Source organism: Leisingera sp. XS_AS12 (assembly GCF_041224635.1).
GTDB lineage: Bacteria > Pseudomonadota > Alphaproteobacteria > Rhodobacterales > Rhodobacteraceae > Leisingera.
Genome location: NZ_JBGFGM010000108.1, coordinates 26736 through 51000 on the forward strand (window position 1 = coordinate 26736; position 24265 = coordinate 51000).

Sequence of the window (24265 nt, forward strand, 5' to 3'; positions counted from 1 at the left end):
CAACATCAACGGGGCGCACCACTGGCTGCGCCCCGTTTTACTTTTTCGCCCAAATCTGTCCTATACTCCCACTATCATGAGCCTGACCGCGGATCTTTTGCTGCACGCCTATTCTGCCGGGGTATTCCCCATGGCCGAGCACCGTGACGACCCCGAAGTGTTCTGGGTCGATCCCAAACGGCGCGGGGTGTTGCCACTGGATGCGTTTCACATCTCGCGCTCGCTCGCCAAACGCATCCGCAACGGCGGCTTCGACGTAACCGTGAACCGGGCTTTCGCCGCCGTGGTGGATGGCTGCGCAGACCGTGCCGAAACCTGGATCAACGATGAAATCCGCGCCCGCTACCAGGAGCTGCACCAGATGGGCAACGCCCATTCCCTGGAGATCTGGAAGGATGGCGAACTGGTCGGCGGCACCTATGGCGTGTCTTTGGGCGGTGCCTTTTTCGGCGAAAGCATGTTTTCGCGCTGCCGGGATGCCTCCAAAGTCGCTTTGGCTTACCTCACTGACAGGTTGCGGCAGGCTGGCTATGTGCTGTGTGACACCCAGTTCCTGACACCGCATCTGGCGTCATTGGGGGGTGTCGAGATTACCCGCGCCCGCTATCGCGCACAACTGCGAGAGGCCCTACAGGTCGAGGCAGACTTCACCCACCCGCCTATTCCCAGCCCTCAGCTGTTATTGCAGCGGATGACCCAAACGTCATAGCGGCTGTGATCCAGCGCATTCAAGGCCGGGCTGGATGCGATCATCCACCCTTCGAAATGGGATGTGCCATCTTCGGGGTCATGCACGCTCAAGAAGGCATAGGCATCACCGGTTGGGTTGTCGGCGGGGTAGCGGCAATCTCGCACTGACACCAGCAGCCCAAACATGGCCGCCTTGTCCCCAACAGCGACTTCGGCGTCAATGGTGTGACCGTTGACCTTGTCCAGTGCACGCAGCACCGCCGCTGTGCCCGGCTTGGCGGTCTCACCCTGTTTTGCCTGCTCCTGAGCGTGACCAGACTGCCCTGTAAAGGGCAGCGCAAGCGCGACAGCTGTCAAAAGCGCGGCCACACGCATCAGGTATCGTCCCCGCCTGCGACGAATTTCACCAGCAGCGAGATGAGACTGACCGCCCCTTGGGTGTCGACGATCTCATCCCCCGCCTCCAGGGCAAAGGGGGACCCGCCCGGCATGATTTCCACGAAGTTGCCGCCGAGCAGCCCCTCCGAGGAGATCACAACCGAACTGTCATCCGGGATCTGGATGCCCTCTTTCACCGAAAAAACGGTGTCGGCGCGGAAGGTTTCAGGGTTGAGTTCCACTCCGGTCACGGTGCCGATCTTGACACCGGCAAGGCGGACGTCGGTGCCGATGCTGACCCCTTCCAGAGAACGGAAAGACGCACTCAGATCGTAGGACGCGCCACCCTGGGCGAGGCCCGCGGCTTGACCGGCATAAACGGCGAAAGCCACGGCAGCGGCCAGCACGATCCCGCCGGCGAAAACTTCGGTTGGATTATGGGACATTCTTATCGGCCTTCTGGCGATGGTTTACTCGGGCACCCAAGCCTCGTAGTCACGGCGCTCTTTCGGCTCTCCGCCTGCGCGGATCGATCCGGCGGGCGCATAGGCCAACATTGTGCCGGTCAGGTTTTCCTGATGGGGCTTTTCCCAAGGCTTGTGCTTCAACGGTTTCTCGCTAGGCACCTCGTCGAACGTACGATGCAGCCAGCCATGCCAATCTGGGCTGACCCGGGAGGCTTCCGCTTCGCCGTTGAAAATCACCCAGCGCTTGCTGTCATCGGCGTTGCGATAGAACAAGTTGCCCTGATCATCCTCGCCCACCTTGATACCCTTGCGGGCGGTAAAAATCGCAGTGTTGAGCGTGCTGCCGTTCCACCAGGTCACGGCGCGCAGAAGAGTGTTCAGGATTCCCATGGATGCCTCCGGATTTATCCGCAACCGATATGACCCAATTTCCCGCCAAGGTCCAGTGGCTTGCCCTCTGCAAGCCGTCTGGACGGCGGGAATTGGCAGTTTTACCCCACAAGGGTTTCCGCCAGCCTAATGCTGGACTGATCAGGCCGGAGCCAGTGCCGTGACCTCGATCTCGATCCGGTACTTCGGATCAATCAGATTGCATTCGATCATCGTCGCCGCGGGCGGGTTGGCGCCAAAAGTTTCGGCCAATACCGGCCAGCACGGCTCGAACTCGGCCGCGTCCGGCAGGTAATAGTTCACCCGCACGACATCCGCAAAGGTGGCTCCGGCTTCCTCCAGAGCGGCTCCAATAATCTGCAGTGCCGATCGGCACTGTTCGACCACGTTTTCGCCCTGCCCAACGGTTCCCGCGACATGGACAAAACCGCCCGCCAAAACTGCGCGGCAGTACCCGATTCTGGCCTCGAAATCACCGCCCGATGAAATCCGTCTGATCATCTCGTAATCCTTCAAAAGAAAACGGCGCGGAAAGCCCCGCGCCGCTATATCGGTAATCTCCGCGGGTTACCCCGCCGAGGCCGGCTCTTTCTCGGCATCGGCGTGGATCATCAGCGGCTGCGCATCGGAGGTCACGGCCTCCTCGTTGACGACAACCTTGGTGACACTGTCCATGCCCGGAAGCTCGAACATGGTATCCAGCAGGATGTCCTCCATGATCGAGCGCAGGCCACGCGCGCCGGTTTTGCGCTCGATTGCCTTGCGGGCAATCGCTTTCAGCGCTTCTTCGGTGAAGTCCAGCTCGGTGTCTTCCAGCTCGAACAGGCGCTGGTACTGCTTTACCAAGGCGTTCTTCGGCTGGGTCAGGATGATGACAAGCGCATCCTCGTCCAGATCTTCCAGCGTCGCCAGAACCGGCAAGCGGCCGACGAATTCCGGAATAAGGCCGAACTTCAGCAAGTCTTCCGGCTCCAGATCCTGGAAGATTTCGCCGACACCGCGCTCGTCATTGTCACGCACATCGGCGCCAAAGCCCATTGCGGAGCCCTTGCCGCGCTGCGCGATGATCTTGTCGAGGCCGGCGAACGCACCGCCACAGATGAACAGGATGTTGGTCGTGTCCACCTGCAGGAATTCCTGCTGCGGATGCTTGCGCCCGCCCTGCGGCGGCACAGAGGCCACGGTGCCTTCCATCAGTTTCAGAAGCGCCTGCTGAACGCCTTCGCCCGACACGTCGCGGGTGATCGAGGGGTTTTCCGACTTGCGGGTGATCTTGTCGACCTCGTCGATGTAGACGATGCCGCGCTGCGCCCGCTCGACGTTGTATTCCGACGCCTGCAAGAGCTTCAGAATGATGTTCTCGACATCCTCGCCCACGTAACCCGCTTCGGTCAGCGTGGTCGCATCGGCCATGGTGAAGGGCACGTCCAGAATCCGCGCCAGCGTCTGCGCCAGCAGCGTCTTGCCGCAGCCGGTGGGGCCAATCAGCAGGATGTTCGACTTCGCCAGTTCGATGTCTGATCCTGCCTTCTGGGCGTGGTTCAGACGTTTGTAGTGATTGTGCACCGCAACGGACAGCACCCGCTTGGCGGTGGCCTGGCCGATCACGTAGTCATCCAGAACCTGGCAGATGTCCTTGGGCGTGGGCACGCCGTCGGTCGCCTTCAGGCCAGAGGCCTTGGTCTCTTCCCGGATGATGTCCATGCACAGCTCAACGCATTCATCACAGATGAACACTGTGGGGCCTGCGATCAGCTTGCGCACTTCATGCTGGCTCTTGCCGCAGAAGCTGCAATAGAGGGTGTTCTTGCTGTCGCCGCCTGAATTCGTTGCCATGATCTACCTTTCAGTCCGCTCGGTCTTTGGTGTCCGCAAGGCGGAGCAATCCTACTTTGTGCCAGCTTATGCCACTGCTCAACCCGCCACAATGTGAAAGTGCGCCCCGGTCCGAACCGGGGCACCGGTTGTGCCAAGCAGCGACCTCAGCCCTGCTCGTCATCGCCCTTGGCGCGGTTTTCGACGATTTCGTCAATCAGGCCGAATTCTTTGGCTTCCTCGGGCGACATGAAGTTGTCGCGTTCCAGCGCGTTCACGATGCTGTCGTAATCCTGGCCGGTGTGCTTGACATAGATCTCGTTGAGGCGCTTTTTAAGCTTCAGCGTTTCCTCTGCGTGGATCATGATGTCGGTCGCCTGCCCTTGGAAGCCACCGGACGGCTGGTGAACCATCACACGCGAGTTCGGCAGCGAAAAGCGCATGCCCGGCTCACCCGCGGTCAGCAGAAGCGAGCCCATCGACGCTGCTTGGCCGATCACCAGAGTGGAAACCTTGGGCTTGATGTACTGCATCGTGTCATAGATCGACAGGCCCGAGGTCACCACACCGCCGGGGCTGTTGATGTACATCGAGATTTCCTTGGACGGGTTTTCCGCCTCAAGGTGCAGCAGCTGCGCCACGATCAGGGAGCTCATCCCGTCGTGCACCGGACCATTCAGGAAAATGATCCGCTCCTTCAACAGGCGGGAAAAGATGTCGTATGCGCGCTCGCCCCGGCTGGTCTGCTCAACCACCATCGGGACCAGGGTATTCATGTATGTTTCTCTGGGATCAATCATTTCGACCTGCCTGCGTTGTTTATGTCCGGTACCATACCCGACACAGTGTTACCTGAGTCTTAGTCGCGCCCCTTTTGGGCTGCAAGAGGCGGCAGTGATTTTCGCAACGGCGCAAAGCTGCAACAGGTGTCGCAATCTGCCAGAACGCTGTCGCAATTCTTGGGCTTGAGAGAGGCATGGCATCTTAGGAAACGACTAAGAAGTCTGCAACTTGCCGGGCCTGCTATGCCCTGGCTTTCGCATTGGGAAACGTCATGACCGATGACAGCTTTGTACAGAAAGGGGCGGCAGCCAATCTGGCCATCCCCTTTGATGGCGCGCCAAAGGATTTCTACTTCCTGCTGCTGCCCAAAGCGACAATGCTACCGGTGGCTGCGGCCATCGAACCCCTGCGCATTGCCAATCAGGTTACCGGCACCCGGCTTTATCGCTGGTTCATCATGACCGAAGATGGGCATCCCGTCAGGTGTTCCAACGGCATGGTGGTGACCCCCGACATGCCGCTTCAGCCGCTGCCCGCGGAGTCGATGGGCTTTGTCTGCGCAGGCGTCGAACCGCAGAATGCAGCCAGTGAAGTCACCCTGAACTGGCTGCGCCGCGAAAGCCGCTTTGGCCGCGCCATTGGCGGCGTCTGCACCGGCGCATTCGCGCTGGCTCAGGCCGGTCTGATCAAGGAGCACAAGTTTACGCTGCATTGGGAGAACCAGCCGGGATTTCTGGAAAGCTATCCGAATCTCACCCCCTCTCCCAACATCTTCGAGATCTCGGGGCCGTTGATGACTTGCGGAGGCGGCAATGCCGCGACCGACATGATGCTGCACCTGATCGAGGAGCACCACGGCAAGCAACTGGCAATCATCGTGGCCGACATGTGCCTGCACGTGCGTTCCGGCGGTCAGGCTGCGCCGCAGAAATCGAACTATGCCGTCGCCATCGGCAGCCGCAACCAGAGATTGCTGAACGCCCTCCAGCTGATGCAGGAATCGATAGAAGAACCGTTGTCGATCGGTGAACTCTGCGACCGGCTCGACATCTCGCGCCGCCAGCTGGAACGGCTGTTCTCTCGCTACCTGAACCAAAGCCCGATGCACGTCTATTTCGACATGCGGCTGAGCCACGCCTTTGCGCTGATGAACGAAACCTCCATGAGCGTGACAGAAATCGCGCTGGCCTCGGGCTTCAACTCCGCGACGCATTTTTCGCGCCAGTTCAAACGCAAATTCGGCGCCAGCCCGCATTTCTTCCGCAAAGGCTGGAGCTGATCACGGCAGAAACCGAAAGCTTCAGGATTTGCTGCGGAAGCCTTATCACTGCCGTATTCCTGCGCGAACATCCTTGGCACGACTTTCTTTTCGGTTGCTGCCAAGACCTGCCTTTATGTTTACAAAATTGTCCCCTTTGGGCCCGAAGACTTCCGTTGCTCCACATCGTCAAGCCTTTGTGATTGCGTTTTCCGTTGCCGGGCCGCTTCTGCTGGCCCTCTCAGCGAGCAACCTCCTGGATCCCATTGTCCGCTACGACGACTACCCGGCCTTGCTGGCACGGCCTGACGGATTTTGGGACAAGACCCTGACCGAAGGCCGCTGGCTGAACTATCTGTGGCACTTGCGCGGGCTGGCGACGCCTGCTGGCGTGAATTTTGCTCTCTACCAATTGCTTTGGGCAACAACCGCAGCCGCGCTGGCAGCTGCTGCGGCAGGCGCATATGAGCGGCGCTGGTTCACCGTGGTTCTGGCTTTGGTGTTGCTGCCGACACCACCGGTCTTTCTCATGGCACCCTGGGCCAGCACCGTCATTCCCGGCTTGGCGGTTCTGGCGCTTTATGCGTGGCTGGCCCTGCGGCTGTCTCAAAAGCACATGCGACTGTTGCTGCCAGCATTCACGCTGCTCGCGTTTACTGCTTATACGACCTTTCCCATCATCATCCTGATCATCTGCGCTGTCGCGACCCGCAGGCGGTCGTTGCGTGATTTGACCAGCCTTCTCCTGCTATTTGCAGCCAGCCTCGCCGCCAGTCTGGTACTGGTCTATACGCTAAACTGGCTGGTTCACGGGATCTTCGGAATTCAACTGGACCCGCGCCGAAGCGCGGACCCAGCACAGGGACTGTCCGAAATGGCCGCCCATCTGCCACTCCTGCGTGAGACCTTCGCAGTGTTCCTTCAAAAGATGAGCTTCCAATCGGAGCTGGTGCTGGCGTTCCACATAGGACTTCTGGCCGTGTCGACGGCGGTCGTCGCGTATAGGAAACCGCTAGAGGCAATCTACCTCTGGACTGTCATGGCGCTGGGTCTCGCGCTCATGGCACTGCAGGTGCTGAAACTCGGTTTTACTATTCCGGCCAGAGCCTTTCATTTTGCCTGGATCCTCTATGCTGTGCTTATCGTCCGGTCTGCCCAGGAGTTGAGCCAATCCAGCAACCTGGCTGGACGACTGGCGCGCAATGCAGTGCTTCTTGTGGCCGCAAGCTATCTGGTTCAGACAGCGGTGCAATTCACCCTGTTTCGCCCCTGGCAATCCGAAACCAGGATCATCGCGCGACACATTCAGGATCTGCCGGGCCTCGTGCTGATCAGCGGCGATGTCCGCAATTACCCCAGCGCCCGCAAGGCAGGGGTCCATGAGGCCAGCAGCCTTGCCAGTCGACTGAACCTTCTGACCCAGCGCGACGTGATACTCTGCGAGGACCACCCATTCAGGCAACCGCCCCCGTCGGCCTGCGACACTCTACCGGCCCATCTGCGCAAGCCAAGACCAGAAGCCGAGCCCAGCTGGCGTATCGAGCCCTTCGCCGGAGGTCATGTGATCTTGTTCCCTCCGGCGCAAGGTCACGCCGTAACCCATCTGGCAATATCTAGTCGGACTGCGCCTTGAGATAAGCAATCACGGCGGCGATATCCTCGGCCTTTCGCAACCCGGCAAATGACATCTTGGTGCCTTTCAGAAATGCCTTCGGCTTGGCCAGAAAGGTGCCGAGTGTTTCCTCGTCCCAGACCAGGCCATCAGCCGCAGCGGCTGACATCGCCTTGGAATACCGGAACCCCTCTACTTGCGCGACCGGCGCACCCACCACGTCATTCAGGGCCGGACCGCTGCGGGATTGCGCCCCTTTGCCGACCTGGTGGCACGCCTTGCACTTGCGAAAAACTTTTTCGCCTGCAGCAACAAGCTCTGGATCCGGTACCGGTTCAATAGCCTTAGCCGCATCACTTAGCAGGGGCACCGCCGTTTCAGGCTGGGCAGCAGACGGAGTCTCAGGGGTCACGTCCAGCGTCCGCGCACGCATGGTAATCTCCACCGTGGTCTTGCAATTCTCCATGCAGGGCGAGTCTGTCCAGAAATGCCGCTCGGCCTCCTGCCGGTCATCTACGACGAACCCCTCCCGGTTCGGCATGCGGACCTCCAGGATATTCTGGTCCGTCAGGGTAAAATCGTCGTCCACCAGATCATTAGAATAGAGAATATAGGCGGTTACCGCGTAGACCTCATCCGCCGACAACGTCTGCGCCGCGCCAAACGGCATCGAGCGGTTGATGTAATCCCAAACCGAAGTCGCATGCGGCCAGTAGCTGCCGACGGTCTTGACCGGATCGTCATGATCCAGCGTGTCCCAGCCACCCGCAAGCTTCGGCCAATTTCCGACGCCCTCAGCGAAATCGCCATGACAGGCGGCACATTTTTCCGCGAAAATCTCTTCACCTGTCAGGACATCGCCTGATCCCTCCGGCAAGCCACTGCCATCGGGTGGGACGTCCACATCCCAGGCCGCGATTTCGTCGGGCAATGCGGGGCGGCCCAGGCCGAATTTTCCGGCTGACGCGGGCAAAGCCGCCAGGCAAACCAGCGATGCGGTCACCGCGATGTATCGTCCGGCCTTCAGATCCGGGCGCGCCTCAAGAAACCTCGACATTCTCCGCCTCCCCGTTTGCCTTCACCCACCAGGTCTGGATGGCATTGTTGTGATAGATCGAATTCAGGCCCCGGACCTCGCGCAGCTGCGCCTTGGTGGGCTGCACATAACCGCTGGTGTCCCTCGCCCGGCTTTGCAGCAGCATTTCCGCGCCGTCCCAATTGATGTCGAGGTAAAACCGTGTCAGCGCCTTGTCGGCGCCCGGAGCCGGCAGCCGCGCCTGCTGCCAGGTCTTGCCGCCGTCCAGCGACACATCAACGCCGCTGATTGCGCCGCGCCCCGACCATGCAAGACCGGTGATCACCAACGGTCCCTTGCCATGCGTGACCGGCGCCTGTGGGCTGGGGCTGGTGATGACGGATTTGGCGTCCATCTCCCAGGTCCATTTGCGGCTGATGCCATTGGCCAGCGTATCGGTGTATTTCGAGGTCTCCTCGCGGCTTTCCACCGGCTGGTCCATCACCTCGACCCGGCGCAGCCACTTGATCCACAGGTTGCCCTCCCAACCCGGCACCACCAGCCGGACCGGATAGCCGTGTTCCTTGCGCAACGCTTCGCCGTTGGCCTTGAAGGCAACCAGCACATCGTCCATCGCCTTCTCCAGCGGGATCGAGCGGCCGTTGGAGGAGGCATCCGCTCCCTCGACATAGACCCATTTACCCTCGGGGCTAACTCCCGCCTCTTCCAGCAGGGAGCGCAGCGGCACGCCGGAGTATTCCATGTTATGGATCATGCCGTGGGTGAACTGCGCGCCGTTCAGCTGGGCGCCCGCCCATTCCATCCCGGAATTCGCCGCGCATTCGCAGAAATACACCCGGTTTTCACGCGGAAAACGTTCAAGATCCGCGTAGGTGAAGACCAGTGGCGTATCCACCAGCCCGTTGATCATCAACCGGTAGTCTTCCTTTCGCAGCTCGATTGCGCCGGAATGATGCCGCTCAAACGCGCAGCCCTGGGGCGTGATTGTGCCGTCCAGTGCATGGATCGGCGTGAAGTTGATTGAGCTGATGGTGTCCGCCGTCAGCCACTCCACATTACGACGCACCACATCGCTCTCGTACTCGATCGGCAACCCGTAGGGAGTGACGTCGACGCCATCGCCCAGACCACTGGCCCAGTCCTGCACCTTCGTAATCAGCGGATCGGGTGCGGCGGCGCGACCCGCCCCGGCAGCCACCGCCCCGGCCCCGGCTGCCGCCGCCCCGGTCAAAAACTGGCGGCGCGAGGGCGCCATGCCCTTGGCATCATCACTCATCTTGCTTGCCTCCTCACATAGATAAATTCAAGTTCGTGAATTCAACTGCGCAAAATTTTTTCAATGAGCGCCAGGACGGCTCCTTGCCGCCCCGGCGCCAGCGGGTGCCTTCAGACGCCCGCCACCTGAACCGAGGTATTCGGGGCCAGGCTGACGGTTCCCTGCTTGCGGATGTGGTCCTCCACCACATCCCAGATCATCGGACCTTCGGTGCCCTCGTTGACGCTGGCCCAACCCGAGACCACGTAGGATTTTGATGGATCGATCAACTCGCCGGTGCGCAGTAGGGTCATCTCGCTGATCCGTTCGCCCTGCGGCTTGCTGATGTCGATGCGGTAACCCATGCCACCGATCCGCACCATGTCACCGCCCTGCTGATAATAAGGGTCGGGGTTGAAGATGTTGTCAGCCACATCCTCAAGAATGACCTTGATGAATTCCCCGGTCATCTCGGACCTGTAGGCAGCGCCATAAGACATGGAGGTGACGTTCCAGATATCCTCGCGGGTGATGTCATCGCCCGGCACCAGAGACGGCCCCCAACGCACCCCCGGCGACATGGCGATATCCGCTTCCCGCTCGCTCAGCAGCGCGTCGCAGATCAAATCGTCCCAAGTGCCGTTAAAGTTGCCGCGCCGGTACAGCAGTGTATCCGTCTGGCCGACCACCTCCGCCAGCTGGTCCTTGAAGGGCGCGCGCTCCGCCTCGATCAGCTGCGCAACCGCCGGGTCCGGTGCGATCACGTCCGAGAACACCGGGATCAGCTTGTGCCGCAGCCCCATCAGCTGGCCGTCGCGCACATCCAGATCGACGCGGGAGACGAATTTCCCGTTGGAGCCAGACGCGATGATATGCGTCTTGCCCACCAGAACCGGCTCCGGCAGCGCATCGTGGGTGTGGCCCGACAGGATCACGTCGATGCCCTGCACTTTGCCCGCCATCTTTTTGTCGACGTCAAAGCCGTTGTGGCTGAGCACCACCACCAGATCGGCACCGGCTGAGCGGACTTCGTCCACCATGGCCTGCATGTTCTCGTCCCGGATGCCAAAGGAATACTCCGGGAACATCCAGCCAGGGTTGGCAATCGGCATGTAAGGGAAGGCCTGGCCGATCACCGCCACCTTGGCGCCGCCGCGTTCAAAGAACTTATAGGGCTTGAACAGCTCGGCCGGTTCGTCCCACTCGGCGTCAAAGATGTTCTGACCAAGCGCCGCAAAGGGCAGGCTTTCGACGATTTCCTGCACGCGCTCCGATCCCAGCGTGAACTCCCAGTGGAAGGTCATCGCGTCCGGCTTCAACGCGTTCATCACGTTGACCATGTCCTGGCCCGCCGTGTGGTGGCAGGTGTAGGAGCCGTGCCAGGTGTCGCCGCCATCAAACAGCAGCGCATCAGGGCGGTCGGCGCGGATAGCGTTGATGATCGTCGCCACCCGATCCAGCCCACCGACCCGGCCATAGGCCTGCGCCAGCACGGAAAAATCATCATGGGTCAGCGCGTAGGCCGACGGGCTGCCATCGGCGATGCCATAGGCCTTGCGGAAATCGGCACCGGTGATGTGGGGCACATGCCCCTTGTTGGCGCCCACCCCGATATTCACCGAAGGTTCGCGGAAATAGATCGGCTTCAGTTGACCGTGGATATCGGTCACATGGATCAGGCTGATGTTTCCGTAGGTGTCGAACTCCAGCAGTTGATCCTGCGATAGCGACTGCTGAGCCGCCAAGCGTGCCCAGTTGCCAAAGCCAGACGTCCCTACCAATGCGGAGGCCGCCATTGAAACCTGAAGAAAATCGCGGCGCGAGATCATCGGTACCCTCATCCTCTATGCACGCGCGACACATTCACGCGAACGAATGTTTAAAGAAAGACAAGCCCCGCGCCCTGGTTCAGGCGCGGGGCAAGTAAGTCAGTTACGAACGGAGGGTGCTTCGACCGACAGCCCGTTTCCACGCGAAGCAACATACAGCTCCAACGCTACGAACTCCTCGGAACCCGGCGCATAGGTTTCAGCGCGGGTATCGCGCACGCACCCTTTGAAGCGCGCATGTGCCGTGTTCAGCTTTGTGTTCTTCAAGCGATAGACAGGGAAGCCGTTGATCTGGCCCTGGCTCAGATGGTCGGCGCGGATCATATTGCCATAGTTGTCCTCGTGGCAGTTCGCGCAGGACAACTCCAACTGGCCGGTGCGGGTGTAATACATCTCGCGGCCCTTCTCCCAGGCCGATTGGGCGGGACCATCAATCGCCACATTCACCGGCAGCCCGCGCGATTGCACCGAGATAAGCGCCTCCATCGCTGCCATCTTGCCGCCGGTGTATTTCCACGGCTCGGCCCCCATTTGGGTTTCGCGACAGTCATTGATCTGCATGTTCAAAGTGCGGACTTCACCGGCGGTCTCGTTCCACTTGGGATAGACCGCACGCACACCCGCCATGCTCTCCTCGACGTCACCATGGCAGCCGGCGCAAGACTTGCCTTTGGAGCCTTCGACCGTTTCCCAGGTCTCAAGCGCCTGGTCCACGAACACCATGGCCGGGTTCTCGAAATCGTCCATCTGCAGCGCCTGCGTCTCATCCGAACGGAAATGCCAACCTGACATTATCTCGTCCATGACATCCGACAGATGCTCCGGAGCCGCGGTTTTGGTGACCATTTCGATCTCGTCGTTCACCACGAGCGTGTCGTCATCAGGGCCAGCGCCCGCGGCGAAAGGCAGCGCCAGCGCGGCGGCGGCTGCAATTACCTGTCTCTTCATTCCTTGTCCTCCCGTGGGTGCCTGCCCTGCCCGGCCAAGCCCCGGCCAGTGCGCGTGCCTGAAGATCCGGACCGGATCAGGAAACGGCGATCTTCTTGCTTGTGTCATAGACCGAGCCGTCATCGTCGTACCAGGTGAAGACAAACTCACCCGACTCGGACACCACGGCATCGAACTGGAAGTAAGGGTTGGTCGAGATCGCAGGCTCCATCGCAACGTCCACCACCATCTCACCGTTGAAGGCACAGGTGAAGCGGTTGATGATCGAACGCGGGATGGTGTTGCCATCCTTGTCCTTGCGCTGGCCGCTTTCCATCTTGTGACTGATCAGGGTCTTGATCGTGACCGTCTCGCCGGCGGCAGCTGTTTTCGGGACCTTGACGCGGGGTTTAACACCGGATGCCATGTCTTTGTTTCTCCTTCATAATACCGATTGGAGCGAGGCTATTTAGCCGCCGCAACCGCCGATCGTGACCTTGATGGTGGCACTGGTCTTGGCAAAGCTGCCATCGGCCAGCTTCGCAACCGCCACAACGTCCTGCGTGCCAGCCAAGCGGATCCGCGTGGACGCCGCCTGCTGCGCCGCTGCAGGGCCGAATTTGAAAGTGGCAACGCCCGGCTCGGGGTTCCCGGTCGCCAGAAGCATGATGGCAGTGGCCCCCGGTGCCTCAACCGAGATCGGAACGGTGTTGCCGTTCTCAGCAATTTCCGGTGCGTTCAGCGTGATGCCGGCATCCGCCATCTCAGCTCCACCGGTGAATTCGGCGATCCGGTCTTCAGCTTTTGCGTTCACGCGGAACGGCAGCACGGTTACCATGGCGGCGCCCAGGCCCAAGGCCAGGGTCTCACGGCGTGAGAACTCCATCTTATTTCTCCTTTGATTGTCCCGCGGTCGGTCAGCGGCTTGGAACCGCAACCAGCGTCATTCTTCCTTCAGGGTCTCCAGAAAGGCGACCACATCCTCGATTTCCTGTGCCGTCAGGATGGGCGGAAGCGGTTCCGTCCCGGCTTTCCCGGTGTAGGCATCGCCGGGGCGGATGAAGCCCTCGACCTTGTAAAATGCGGGCATCATCGTACCCTCGAACGTCTTCTTGGCATTGGCCACAAGACCGCGCAGCTCGGCCGTGGTCCAGCGGTCCCCGGCGCCATCCAGCGAGGGGCCGATCTCGCCGTGAAACGGCACATCCGCCAATGCGCTTACCTGATGGCACGCAACACAGTTGCCCTTGGACTTGCTACCGGCAATCACCGCGCCCGCTTCTGCGTCGCCCGGCACGCCGGTCAGCGAAGTTTCCACTTCGCCGTATTCCCCGTATTGCACCGCGTTCGGCGCGACCTCCTCCGCCTGAGCCGCGGTCCCGGCCAGCGCCAGACCTGCGCCCATAGTTGCGGCCAGACCGGCGGCCTGCGCCAGTGTCACAGTTAGATGCTTCATGTGTCCTCCCGTTGGCTGCCGCACGCGCTTGGCGGCCTGGCTAGCTGCGGACCAGCCTAGGCGGCGGCCCGGGCAATACGCAACAACAAATTCAATCATGTGAATTTTTCCAAAAGCTGCGCCGCCACCCTAGTCCGTCGACCCATTGTTGCGCTCACGGATGCGGCGCGCGTGGTAGCGCTGGAAATCTTCCTCATTCTCAAGCGCATAGCGCTTTTCATTGACCCATGTAAACATGTCCATCGTGGTTCCCGGTCCAAAAGCGCCGGGCATCACCGCCACCGCGGCTTGCGGGGCGGTTTTGCCTTCCTCCACCTCTTCCGGCAGGAAAAGAATCGTTGGCGTGAACAGCAAACCCCACTTTCGGGCCATGTCTTTCTCCGCCAGAACCTCGCCGTCGAAATCGGTCACTTCGATGTCACCGTGCAGGTTCAGCTGCACAACAAAGAAGTTTTCAGCGATATATTCGCTGATGTCCGGCCGCGACAGCACCTCTTCGTGCATCTGGGTACAATAGATGCAGCCGCGCTGCTCAAAAATCAGCGCCAGCCGTTTGCCCTCATCGTTGGCTTCCTGCAGGTCTTCGCGCAGATCCTTGAAGGTGTCGCGCATCCAGGGCGCCTTGTGCAGACCGTCATCGCCCAGCTCGGCAGCGGCAAGCGGCGTCGCAACGGCCAACGCCACGACAAATTTTGCAATGTATTTCAGCATGCTATTCTCCAAACCTCAGTCAACCTATTGTGCTGAACGCGGGCATCCAGCGGATCATCGCCTCGGCAATCAGCCGCACGCCGCCGGTTGCGATCAGAACCGCGAATACCACCAGCATCGCGCCCATACCCTTTTCCACCCACGCAAAAGCCGCGCGGTGGCGCGCCACCCAGGCCAGGAACGGCCGGGCAAACAGCGCCGCAACCACGAAGGGCGCGGTCATGCCCAGCCCGTAGACCAGCAGCAGCAACCCGCCGCGCCAGATGTCCCCCATGCCCGAGGCAATCATCAGGATTGAGGCCAGCGCCGGCCCCACGCAGGGAGTCCAGCCAAAGCCGAAGGCGAGCCCCATCAGATAGGCTCCCAGCACCGTTGACGGCTCGGCACGGCTTTCCATCCGCGCCTCACGGTAGAGCAGCGGGATTTTCACGACCCCCAGGAAATGCAGCCCAAACAGCAGCAGCAGCGCGGCCGCGCCATAGGACAGGATGTCCAGGTACTGCCCGAACAGCTGCCCCAGCGCAGTTGCGCCCATTCCCATCAGCATGAACACCGTCGTCACCCCGGCGGCGAAACAGACCGCGGAAATCAGCAACCGCCGCTGCGCACCCGGCGCAATCGCGCCATTTCCGCGCAGTTCGGTCATGGACAGCCCACCCATGTAAGAGAGGTAGAACGGCACCATTGGCAAAATGCAGGGCGTGAAGAAGCTCAGCAGCCCAGCCGCCAGCGCACCAAACAGGGTAATTTCCAGCATCCCGTTCCCGCCCTTCGTTTGCCGCGCCCACAGGGTCGTCAACGGGTCCGGCTTGTATCATTCACATATTCGAATTACGTTGAATCTCAACGAACCGTCAACAGATGGATGACACGGATGCGGCGCTTTCGGCAACTGCTGACCCTGGCAGCCCTGACTCTGGCGCCCCTGCCCGCGCTGGCGGCTGAACTGGTCATGGTGGAACAAACAGGCTGCGAATGGTGCGCGCGCTGGGATGCCGAGATCGCCCCGATTTACCCGAAGACGGCCGAGGGGCGCTTTGCACCGCTGCGCCGGGTGGACCTGCAAGACATGCCACCGGACCTGCAACTGCGTCGCCGTGTCCTTTTCACTCCCACATTTCTTCTGGTCGAAGGCGGGCAGGAAAAGGCCCGACTGGAAGGATATCCGGGAGAAGACTTTTTCTGGCCCCTTTGGGCCGATCTGCTCACCGACCACACTGACTTTGCCGACACCGCGCAATCATCAGACGGCAGCTGAGCGCGCTGTCGATTTCGCAAACGGAAACAGGCGCGGAACCGCCAGGAGACAAAAATGCCCCTACCGCAGTTTTCTGCTGACATGGAGCCCGAGGACATGGACCGCATGGTCAGCAATGCCGCGAAGGCATCGAATTTCCTCAAGGCGATCAGCCACGAAGGGCGGCTGATGATCCTGTGCCACCTGGTCTCCGGGGAAAAATCCGTGACCGAGCTGGAAGAGCTTTTATCGGCACGGCAAGCCGCTGTTTCCCAGCAACTGTCGCGTTTGCGTCTCGAAGGGCTGGTGATCCCGAGACGCGAAGGCAAGGCGATTTACTACCGACTGGCCGATGACAAGCCGCGCCGCATACTTGAAGTTGTCTATGACCTGTTCTGCAAGGACGGCAGCTGATGCCCCCCGACACGAAACATGCTTGAGCTTTTAACAGAACACCAGCTCGCAGCCTTGATCGGGCTGTTTGGCGGTATTCTGTTGGGGCTGGCCGCCCGGCTGGGTCGCTTCTGTACACTGGGCGCCATAGAAGATGTCCTCTATGGCGGATCCTCGTTACGGTTGCGAATGTGGGGTGTGGCCATCGGTGTGTCGGTCATTTCCACATTCTCGCTGGCCGCCGCCGGTTTGGTCGAGATGAAAGCCTCCCTCTACCTTTCGACCCGCTGGATGCCGATGGCCTCGATCCTGGGCGGGCTGATGTTCGGCTATGGGATGGCTTTGAGCGGCAACTGCGGCTACGGCGCGATTGCACGGCTGGGAGGGGGCGACCTGCGCAGTTTCGTGATCGTGCTGGTAATGGGGATCTCCACCTACGTGGTGCTGGCAGGACCGTTGGCACCGCTGCGGCATTGGCTGTTCCCCCAAGAGGACGTGACCACCGAGCTGCCGCCCGGACTGGCCCAGATGGTCGCGGCCGGAACCGGCGTGCCGCCAACGGCAATTGGCCTCGGGGCTGGGGCGGTGATCCTGCTCGCCTCGCTCTGGGGCGGCGGCATCCGGAGGGATCCCCGCGCCTTGATGTGGGCCGCGATTGTGGGGTTTGCAATCACGTCCGGCTGGCTTGGCAGCAGCTTTCTTGCGACGACTGGCTTTGACGCCCTGCCCGTGGTCTCACACTCCTTTTCCGCCCCATTGGGAGAGAGCATCCTGTGGTGGATGACCGGCAGCCTGCGACCGGTGTCGTTTGCCGTCGGTTCGGTCGGCGGCGTATGGTGCGGCGCTTTTCTGGGCTCATTGATCAAGGGGCATTTTCGCTGGGAGGCCTGCGAAGACCCGCGCGAATTGCGCCGCCAGATCATCGGAGCCGCTATCATGGGGGCTGGCGCCGTGATTGCGATGGGCTGTACGGTTGGCCAGGGGCTCAGCGCGTTTTCTCTCTTGTCACTCTCGGCCCCGGTGACCACTGCCGCGATCTTTGTCGGCGCCGCACTGGGATTGCGCCAGTTGATCGTTGGCTTTCGCCCCGCAGCCTGATCGCCCCGAAATTGTGATAATTTTATTATTTTTCATGAGGTTTCAAACAGCTGTTACAGAACCATCCATGATGCAGGCGATCCGCAGCTGAACAGCCTTGGCTGCGCCAACCGAGCGACAGAATTTGGAGCCAGACATGGACCGCAAACAGATCATCAATGATCCGCAGACCGGCAACAAAGGCGAAGCCTTCGAAGCCTATGACGATATTCCTGCCAATCCCAATCTGCAGCGCACGATCGGCGACGTTATTGCCGCCCGGTATGGTCGCCGGGAACTGCTGAAGGGCATCCTCGGAGTCTCCGCAACCACCGCGCTGTTCGGCGCGACCGCGCTCAGCGCCCCGCGCCCGAGCGCCGCTGCCGTGTCGCCCGAACAGGGGCGCTACAACTTTGCAGAACTGCAATGGGGCAACGACGAAACCCACCACGTCGCAGATGGCTATGACGCTGACATTCTGCTGCGCTGGGGCGACCCGATTACCGCCGATGCCCCCGAATTCGACGTCATGAACCAAAGCGCCGAAGCCCAGTTGAAGCAATTTGGCTACAACAACGACTACGTCGGCTTCGTGCCACTGAACGAAGAAGGCAGTCGCGGCCTGCTGTGCGTCAACCACGAATACACCAACGAAGAGGTCATGTTCCCGGGCCTTGGCCGTCAGGACCGCGCGGATTTCGCCGGTATGACCCGCGAACTGGTGGACACCGAAATGGCTGCCCACGGTGGCTCCGTCGTAGAGATCGCCCGAGGTGACGATGGCAAGTGGCAAGTGGTGCGCGATGGCAATATGAACCGGCGCATCTCGCCGCTGCACACGGAGATGACCATCGACGGTCCGGCTGCCGGACATCCGCGGATGCAGACCAGCGCCGACCCCACCGGCACCCGCGTGATCGGAACGCTCAACAATTGCGCCGGCGGGATGACCCCATGGGGCACCTGGCTGATGGCCGAGGAGAACTTCCACGGCTACTTCTGGACCGACAAACTGGACGAAGACGGCAAGCCGGATCTCTCCGAGCAGGCGGAAGCGGAACAGATGAAGCGTTACGGTGCACCGGGGCGCTGGTACGCCTGGGGCAAGTATCATGATCGCTTCAATATCGACAAGGAACCCAACGAGCTGAACCGCTTTGGTTGGGTGGTCGAAGTTGACCCGCGCAATCCTGACGCCACACCGGTGAAGCACACCGCCTTGGGCCGCTTCCGCCACGAAGGCGCGGAAACCACCGTCTCCAGCTCTGGGCACCTCGTGGTTTACATGGGCGATGATGCGCGTTTTGATTACCAGTATAAATATGTCTCCGACGGCGTGGTCTCCGAAGATCCCGCAGCCAACGCCCGGCTGCTCAGTGAAGGCACGCTTTATGTGGCGCGGTTCGACGAGGACGGCTCCCTGACCTGGCTGCCCCTGGTGCATGGCGAGGGACCACTGACAGCGGAAAACGGCTTTGCCAGCCAGGCGGACGTGCTGATCGACACCCGGCTGGCAGCGGATGCGCTGGGCGCAACCCCAATGGACCGCCCCGAAGACGCACAGCCGCGCGGTGACGGCACGGCCTACGTGATGTTGACGAACAATACCCGCCGCGGGGCGGATCAGGTCGATGCGGCCAATCCACGTGCCGAATCCAGCTTTGGTCACATCATCGAGATCAAGGAAGCCGGGGGTGATCACGCCGCGACCCACGGTCACTGGTCCATTCTCGTGAAATGCGGTGACCCCGCCTTGGCCGAGGTCGGCGCCGAATGGAACCCGGAGACCTCTGAAAACGGCTGGTTCGGCTCTCCGGACAATTGCGCCTTTGATGCCGAGGGTCGCCTGTGGGTCTCAACCGACCAGGGCAGCGGCTGGGGCAAGACGGGCAAGTCCGATGGGCTTTATGGTGTCGAAACCGAGGGCGAACTGCGGGGGCATTCCAAGCTGTTTTTCCGCTGCCCGGTCGGCGGAGAGCTGTGCGGCCCCTACTTCACGCCGGACAACGAAACCCTGTTCCTGGCGGTCCAACACCCCGGCACCGATGGAACCAAGGCTCTGAAGGGGTTCGAGCGCGCGTCGACGTTTGAAGATCCGGCCACCCGCTGGCCAGATTTCGATCCGAAGATGCCGCCGCGCCCATCGGTCGTCGTGGTCACCCGCCAGGGCGGTGGCAAGATTGCGGTATAACCGCCACCTATCATGACAAAAGCCTGCGCGCGCCTCGAAGGGTGCGCGCTTTTCGTTCATCCTCCTCGGCCGTGGCAGATATGGAAGCCTTACGTCCAAGCCATCCACCGATTGCGTGTCGCCCCCGGCATGTATGCGCAGATAGCCTGCCACTGCCTATTTCAGCGGCACCCAAGGTTCGAACGTGGGTGGATTTCCGCGCTTCGCTGCCGTCACCAAGTGTCACACTGGCGTGAGAGGGCTTGCGCGCGCTGACAACCTCGGCAATCTGGCGATAATTCAACAAGCTGGACAACGGGCATGACACCGAAACATCGAGCTGCTGACGTACTGGCGCAGCGCCTTTATCAAGCAGGCTGCCGCCACGCCTTCGGCATGCCCGGCGGCGAAGTCCTGACACTGGTCGATGCCCTGACACGGGCGGGAATCGCGTTCCATCTGGCAAAGCACGAAAACTGTGCGGGTTTCATCGGCGAGGGCGTTCACCACACGGATGGGGCCCCCGTTGTGCTGGTGGCCACCCTCGGCCCCGGCGCGCTGAACGGTGTTAACGTCGTCGCCAATGCCTTGCAGGATCGTGTTCCAATGCTGGTGCTGACAGGCTGCGTCGACGCCGACGAGGCCCATTGCTACACCCACCAGGTTCTCGATCATCAGGCGGTCATGCGCCCCATCACCAAGGCGAGCTTTCGGCTCGACGCAAATGCAGCGGGGCTGATTGCCGACAAGGCGATCGCAATTGCGACCGCACCACGCAACGGGCCGGTGCACATCGACGTTCCGATCTCCGTTGCGGATGCACCAGCCCCGAGCGCCTCGCCACGCAGCGCGCCCGCGACTGCAACTGTGCCAGACAGCGCGGCGCTGGCGCGGGCGCACGACTGGCTCGCTGCGTCAGACCGACCGCTAGCGGTGATCGGGCTGGATGCCTTGCAGGAAAATGCGGGCGATGCGCTTCACAGTTTCCTTGAGAAATTCCAGATCCCCTTTGTCACCACGTACAAGGCCAAGGGGATCGTCTCCGAAGACCACCCGCTCTGTCTTGGCGCGGCCGGTCTGTCGCCGCTGGCTGACAAGTTCCTGCTGCCACTGCTGCGCGCGGCCGACCTCGTGCTGTGTCTCGGCTATGATCCGATCGAGATGCGGCCGGGCTGGCGCGATGTGTGGGATTCGAACCGACAAAGAGTGATCGACATCGCCCCCGAGGCAAACACCCATTACATGCACCAAGCAGGGCTGAACTTCGTCGCAGCCCTCAAACCCACACTCACGGCCCTCTCAACTGGCGCAGCACCTCGCGCGACCTGGACCTGCGGGCAGCATCTCGAGGTCAAAGCCGCGCTGGCCGAGGCGTTTGCGCACAATGATGCCTGGGGGCCCGCGGGCGTCATCGCGGAATGCCGCGCGATCTTGCCATCGGATACGCTTGCCACGGCCGACAGCGGCGCGCACCGAATTCTGCTCAGCCAGATGTGGCAGTGCACCGAGCCTCGCGGGCTGATCCAGTCTTCCGGGCTTTGCACAATGGGCTGCGCCGTGCCGATGGCCATTGGTCGAAAACTGGCACAGCCGGACCGCCCGGTTGTCAGCTTCTCCGGAGACGCGGGCTTTTTGATGGTCGCAGGCGAACTCGCCACCGCGGCTGAACTGGGCGTTGCTCCGATCTTCGTGGTATTTGCAGATGCGAGCCTCGCCCTTATCGAGCTGAAGCAGCGCCAGCGACAGTTGAAAAACGCCGGGGTCGATTTCGGCAGACACGACTTTGCCGCCATGGGCCGCGCCTTTGGTGGCAATGGAGCAACCGTGCGCAATCGCCTTCAGCTGCGCGAGGCGTTGCAAGAGGCGTTGAATGCCGACACATTTACCGTAATTTCGGCAGAGATCGACGCAGGAGGCTACGATGGGCGGATCTGAACAATTACCTCACGGGGCGCTGAAAGGCGTCAAGGTTCTCGACCTGTCGCGCATTCTGGCGGGTCCTACCTGCACCCAGTTGCTGGGCGATCTCGGGGCCACGGTCATCAAAGTGGAAAACCCGGCAACCGGCGGGGATGACACCCGCCAATGGGGGCCACCCTACGTCGTGGACTTCGCTGGCAAACAATCCGATCTCTCGGCCTACTTCATGTCTGCGAACCGCAACAAGCATTCGATCGCGGTCGATATCGCCAGCGCAGAGGGCCAACGCACCATCCGCCGCCTCGCGGCGGAGGCAGACATCCTGATCGAGAATTTCAAACCCGGCGGCCTTGCAAAATACGGACTGGATTACGCGAGTCTGCGCGACGAGTTTCCAGGGCTGATCTATTGCTCGATCTCCGGCTACGGCCAGACCGGCCCGAACAGCCACAAACCGGGCTATGACATCATGGCCCAGGGTTTCGGCGGGTTCATGTCCCTGACCGGAGAGCCGGACGGCGAACCGATGAAGGCAGGCGTCGGCATCGCCGACGTGATGTGTGGCATGTATGCCTGCATCGGCATCCTGTCCGCGCTGCACCACCGGGAGAAGACCGGCGAAGGTCAGCAGATCGATCTGTCGCTGGTCGACTCCCAGATCGCCTGGCTGATCAACGAGGGTGTCGCCCATCTTAACACCGGCATGAATCCCCGGCGGCGAGGCAACGAACATCCCAGCATCGTGCCCTATGGAACCTATGAAACCGCCGATGGTCATGTCATTCTGGCCGTCGGCAACGACAGCCAGTTTCGCCGCTTCATGGAGTTTCTGAAGCTCGAGGGCCTGGCCGAAGACCCGCGTTTTTCCACCAACCCGGCACGCCTGGACAACCGCGACGCTCTCAACGCGATCCTCCGCCCGGCTGTGCAGCGCCACACGACCGAGGCAGTGCTGGCGGCCATGGAAGAACGCAAGGTCCCCGCTGGACCGGTGCAGGACTTGCCAACCCTCTTCAAGACAGAGCAGGTGGCAGCCCGCAACATGGTGGTCGATATGGATACGGTCGCCGGTCCCGTCAAACTCTTGGGCAACCCGCTTAATTTCTCCCGAACCCCGGTCACATACCGTCGACCGCCCCCCGCCTGCGGCGACAGCACCGATGAAATCCTGGGCGCGACCTCCCCCTTTGACCTGACTTAGGGCGCCGTCCTGCGGCAGGTTTTTGCCAAGTATTTCAGTTTCCGGCAAAACACCGCCAAAACGGCGGTGTTTCTGTCGTTTCTCGCCGTGAGCTCTTGCAAAAAAATCTCTAGAAATCTTACACCTGCGCCAAATTCTGCCGTCTGGACCACACGGGCAATCACCAAAGCGCGAGCGGGGTTCGCCGGAAGCAATACGATGATCTAACCTTTCTTGGACCGGCCTGACCGCGATTGCTTTACGACAGAGATTGGACCCCATGACGCATGATATCTTCGGCCAAGACACCAGCCTGACCGCTGGCGCCGCCCTGAACGACTGGAACGCGGTGCAGCTTGGGATATTGTCCCATTCCGCGTCCACGGCCCAACATCTTGCCGCAGTGCTGCAGAGCGCGCCGCGATTTGCCCTCGGCCATGCGATCAAGGGACTGTCGCTTTTGATGTTGGGCCGCAGCGAACTCATCCCCTCGGCGCGAGAGGCACTTCGTGACGCCCGTGCCTGCTACGAGACTGCCCTGCCGCGCGAGCGCAAGTATATCGACGCCCTGGGCAGCTGGCTGCAGGGCCAGCCCAGCCGTGCAGTCAGCCAAATGGAAGAGGTCCTGGCCCGTTGGCCGCAGGACAGCCTCGCGATGAAGCTGAGCCACGGCATCCGCTTCATCCTCGGCGATGCCAAGGGGATGCGCGGTTCGCTTGAACGGGTGCTGCCGACCTACGCCCCGGACCATCCCGGACGCGGCTACCTGCTGGGATGCCACGCCTTTGCCCTTGAAGAAACCGGCGAGTACGAGCGTGCGGCAACAGCCGGGCGTCAGGCGCTCTGGACGGCACCTGACGACGCTTGGGGGCTGCACGCGGTCGCACATGTCCACGACATGACCGGCAACGCCCGAGCCGGTCTCGAGTGGCTTGAGGGCCGCGAGGGTGCCTGGGCCCACTGCAACAATTTCCGCTATCACGTGTGGTGGCACAAGGCGCTGATGTATCTGGATCTGGGCCAGATGGACCAGGCTCTCGCGCTCTATGACACGAAAGTGCGCAGCGACAAGACTGACGATTACCGCGACATCTCCAATGCCACGTCCCTCTTGATGCGTCTGGAACTGGAAGGCGTCAGCGTCGGAGATCGCTGGGAGGAGCTGGCCGAGCTCTGCGCGCAGCGGACCGAAGACGGCAGCCTGGTGTTTGCTGACCTGCATTACCTGATGGCGCTGGTCGGCCACCGGCCGGAAGAGGCGCATCGTCTGGTGCAGCGCATTCATTCCGATGGACGCAGCCCACAAACCGAAGCACAGACACGCATGGCCTCTCCCGGCTGCGCCGCCGCCGACGGTCTGGAGGCTTTTGGAGAAGGCAACTACGCCGCTGCCTTTGCCCACCTGTGCGCGGCGCGCCCCACCATGCAGCTGGCCGGCGGAAGCCACGCCCAGCGCGACGTCTTCGAGCGCATCACCATCGACGCCGGCTTGCGCGCGGGACGACTGAACGAGATCGAGACGCTCCTCGACGACCGCCGCCGACTGCGCGGCGGCACTGAAGACAACTATTCTCTGGCCCGACGCGAATTAATTGCGGAGGCGCGGAACCCGTCCGCCCCAACGAGCGTTCCAGCGGAATAGATTGCAGCGGATTTCCGCATTCACATTTCAACCCACCAA

25 protein-coding genes are annotated in these 24265 nt (G+C 61.4%); 10 read left to right on the forward strand and 15 right to left on the reverse strand.

The window, feature by feature from the left end:
• Positions 1-76: 76 nt before the first annotated feature.
• A complete protein-coding gene (aat, locus tag AB9K35_RS15345; RefSeq protein WP_369927354.1) occupies positions 77-709 on the forward strand; it encodes a leucyl/phenylalanyl-tRNA--protein transferase in 633 nt (210 codons plus the stop codon).
• On the opposite strand, the gene AB9K35_RS15350 is transcribed toward aat, so the two are convergent.
• The 6 genes from AB9K35_RS15350 to AB9K35_RS15375 form a co-directional block, all read right to left on the reverse strand.
• Positions 673-1065: a DUF2155 domain-containing protein gene (locus AB9K35_RS15350; protein WP_222453746.1), complete on the reverse strand. Its 393-nt coding sequence runs from the start codon at positions 1063-1065 to the stop codon at positions 673-675. The two genes, aat and AB9K35_RS15350, sit on opposite strands and share 37 nt — an antisense overlap.
• Positions 1065-1514 (reverse strand): outer membrane lipid asymmetry maintenance protein MlaD, encoded by a 450-nt coding sequence (gene mlaD / locus AB9K35_RS15355; protein WP_369927356.1) that lies wholly within the window; start codon positions 1512-1514, stop codon positions 1065-1067. The genes AB9K35_RS15350 and mlaD overlap by 1 nt, the downstream gene beginning before the upstream one ends.
• A 24-nt stretch (positions 1515-1538) precedes the next feature.
• The gene (locus AB9K35_RS15360) at positions 1539-1925 is read right to left on the reverse strand and encodes an NADH:ubiquinone oxidoreductase subunit NDUFA12 (RefSeq protein ID WP_369927358.1); all 387 of its coding nucleotides are present in this window, start codon (positions 1923-1925) and stop codon (positions 1539-1541) included.
• A 141-nt stretch (positions 1926-2066) separates the two neighbouring features.
• A complete protein-coding gene (locus tag AB9K35_RS15365) occupies positions 2067-2426 on the reverse strand; it encodes a RidA family protein (protein ID WP_369927360.1) in 360 nt (119 codons plus the stop codon).
• Between the two features lie 66 nt (positions 2427-2492).
• Positions 2493-3761, reverse strand: coding sequence for an ATP-dependent Clp protease ATP-binding subunit ClpX (gene clpX / locus AB9K35_RS15370; RefSeq protein WP_222453750.1), 1269 nt, complete (start codon positions 3759-3761; stop codon positions 2493-2495).
• Positions 3762-3907: 146 nt separating this feature from the next.
• Complete coding sequence (locus AB9K35_RS15375; protein ID WP_369927362.1) at positions 3908-4540, reverse strand: ATP-dependent Clp protease proteolytic subunit; 633 nt, start codon at positions 4538-4540, stop codon at positions 3908-3910.
• Between the two features lie 254 nt (positions 4541-4794).
• Between AB9K35_RS15375 and AB9K35_RS15380 the strand changes: the two genes are divergently transcribed.
• Both AB9K35_RS15380 and AB9K35_RS15385 read left to right on the forward strand, forming a co-directional pair.
• Positions 4795-5802 carry a GlxA family transcriptional regulator gene (locus AB9K35_RS15380; protein WP_222453751.1) on the forward strand — a complete coding sequence of 336 codons (1008 nt, stop codon included), beginning with the start codon at positions 4795-4797 and terminating at the stop codon, positions 5800-5802.
• Between the two features lie 73 nt (positions 5803-5875).
• Positions 5876-7414 (forward strand): hypothetical protein, encoded by a 1539-nt coding sequence (locus tag AB9K35_RS15385; RefSeq protein ID WP_369927365.1) that lies wholly within the window; start codon positions 5876-5878, stop codon positions 7412-7414.
• Here AB9K35_RS15385 and AB9K35_RS15390 read toward each other — a convergent pair.
• The 9 genes from AB9K35_RS15390 to AB9K35_RS15430 all read right to left on the reverse strand — a co-directional run bounded on the left by AB9K35_RS15390 (position 7395) and on the right by AB9K35_RS15430 (position 15364).
• The gene (locus tag AB9K35_RS15390; RefSeq protein ID WP_369927367.1) at positions 7395-8450 is read right to left on the reverse strand and encodes a c-type cytochrome; all 1056 of its coding nucleotides are present in this window, start codon (positions 8448-8450) and stop codon (positions 7395-7397) included. The two genes, AB9K35_RS15385 and AB9K35_RS15390, sit on opposite strands and share 20 nt — an antisense overlap.
• Complete coding sequence (soxC, locus tag AB9K35_RS15395) at positions 8434-9705, reverse strand: sulfite dehydrogenase (protein WP_369927369.1); 1272 nt, start codon at positions 9703-9705, stop codon at positions 8434-8436. The genes AB9K35_RS15390 and soxC overlap by 17 nt, the downstream gene beginning before the upstream one ends.
• A gap of 110 nt (positions 9706-9815) precedes the next feature.
• Positions 9816-11513, reverse strand: coding sequence for a thiosulfohydrolase SoxB (gene soxB, locus AB9K35_RS15400; RefSeq protein ID WP_369927371.1), 1698 nt, complete (start codon positions 11511-11513; stop codon positions 9816-9818).
• A gap of 99 nt (positions 11514-11612) precedes the next feature.
• Entirely contained in the window at positions 11613-12461 is an 849-nt protein-coding gene (gene soxA, locus AB9K35_RS15405) for a sulfur oxidation c-type cytochrome SoxA (protein ID WP_369927373.1), read from the reverse strand.
• A 76-nt stretch (positions 12462-12537) separates the two neighbouring features.
• Positions 12538-12867: a thiosulfate oxidation carrier complex protein SoxZ gene (gene soxZ, locus AB9K35_RS15410; protein WP_222453757.1), complete on the reverse strand. Its 330-nt coding sequence runs from the start codon at positions 12865-12867 to the stop codon at positions 12538-12540.
• Between the two features lie 42 nt (positions 12868-12909).
• A complete protein-coding gene (gene soxY / locus AB9K35_RS15415; RefSeq protein WP_369927375.1) occupies positions 12910-13326 on the reverse strand; it encodes a thiosulfate oxidation carrier protein SoxY in 417 nt (138 codons plus the stop codon).
• Positions 13327-13383: 57 nt separating this feature from the next.
• Positions 13384-13896 carry a sulfur oxidation c-type cytochrome SoxX gene (gene soxX / locus AB9K35_RS15420; protein WP_369927377.1) on the reverse strand — a complete coding sequence of 171 codons (513 nt, stop codon included), beginning with the start codon at positions 13894-13896 and terminating at the stop codon, positions 13384-13386.
• Positions 13897-14025: 129 nt separating this feature from the next.
• Positions 14026-14607, reverse strand: coding sequence for a thioredoxin family protein (locus tag AB9K35_RS15425; RefSeq protein ID WP_369927379.1), 582 nt, complete (start codon positions 14605-14607; stop codon positions 14026-14028).
• A 19-nt stretch (positions 14608-14626) separates the two neighbouring features.
• Positions 14627-15364, reverse strand: coding sequence for a cytochrome c biogenesis CcdA family protein (locus AB9K35_RS15430; RefSeq protein ID WP_369927381.1), 738 nt, complete (start codon positions 15362-15364; stop codon positions 14627-14629).
• Between the two features lie 117 nt (positions 15365-15481).
• Here AB9K35_RS15430 and AB9K35_RS15435 point away from each other — a divergent pair, with 117 nt between their 5' ends.
• From AB9K35_RS15435 to AB9K35_RS15465, 7 genes are all read left to right on the forward strand, one after another.
• Positions 15482-15865: a hypothetical protein gene (locus tag AB9K35_RS15435; protein WP_369927383.1), complete on the forward strand. Its 384-nt coding sequence runs from the start codon at positions 15482-15484 to the stop codon at positions 15863-15865.
• A 54-nt stretch (positions 15866-15919) separates the two neighbouring features.
• Positions 15920-16258: a metalloregulator ArsR/SmtB family transcription factor gene (locus AB9K35_RS15440; RefSeq protein WP_222453763.1), complete on the forward strand. Its 339-nt coding sequence runs from the start codon at positions 15920-15922 to the stop codon at positions 16256-16258.
• An 18-nt stretch (positions 16259-16276) separates the two neighbouring features.
• Complete coding sequence (locus AB9K35_RS15445; protein ID WP_369927385.1) at positions 16277-17335, forward strand: YeeE/YedE family protein; 1059 nt, start codon at positions 16277-16279, stop codon at positions 17333-17335.
• Positions 17336-17471: 136 nt separating this feature from the next.
• Positions 17472-19505, forward strand: coding sequence for a PhoX family phosphatase (locus tag AB9K35_RS15450; protein WP_369927386.1), 2034 nt, complete (start codon positions 17472-17474; stop codon positions 19503-19505).
• 300 nt (positions 19506-19805) lie between these two features.
• Positions 19806-21419 (forward strand): thiamine pyrophosphate-binding protein, encoded by a 1614-nt coding sequence (locus AB9K35_RS15455; protein WP_369927388.1) that lies wholly within the window; start codon positions 19806-19808, stop codon positions 21417-21419.
• The gene (locus AB9K35_RS15460; RefSeq protein ID WP_369927390.1) at positions 21406-22605 is read left to right on the forward strand and encodes a CaiB/BaiF CoA transferase family protein; all 1200 of its coding nucleotides are present in this window, start codon (positions 21406-21408) and stop codon (positions 22603-22605) included. The genes AB9K35_RS15455 and AB9K35_RS15460 overlap by 14 nt, the downstream gene beginning before the upstream one ends.
• Positions 22606-22864: 259 nt before the next feature.
• On the forward strand, positions 22865-24226 hold the full coding sequence (locus tag AB9K35_RS15465) for a tetratricopeptide repeat protein (RefSeq protein ID WP_369927392.1): 1362 nt from the start codon (positions 22865-22867) through the stop codon (positions 24224-24226).
• Positions 24227-24265: the final 39 nt, after the last annotated feature.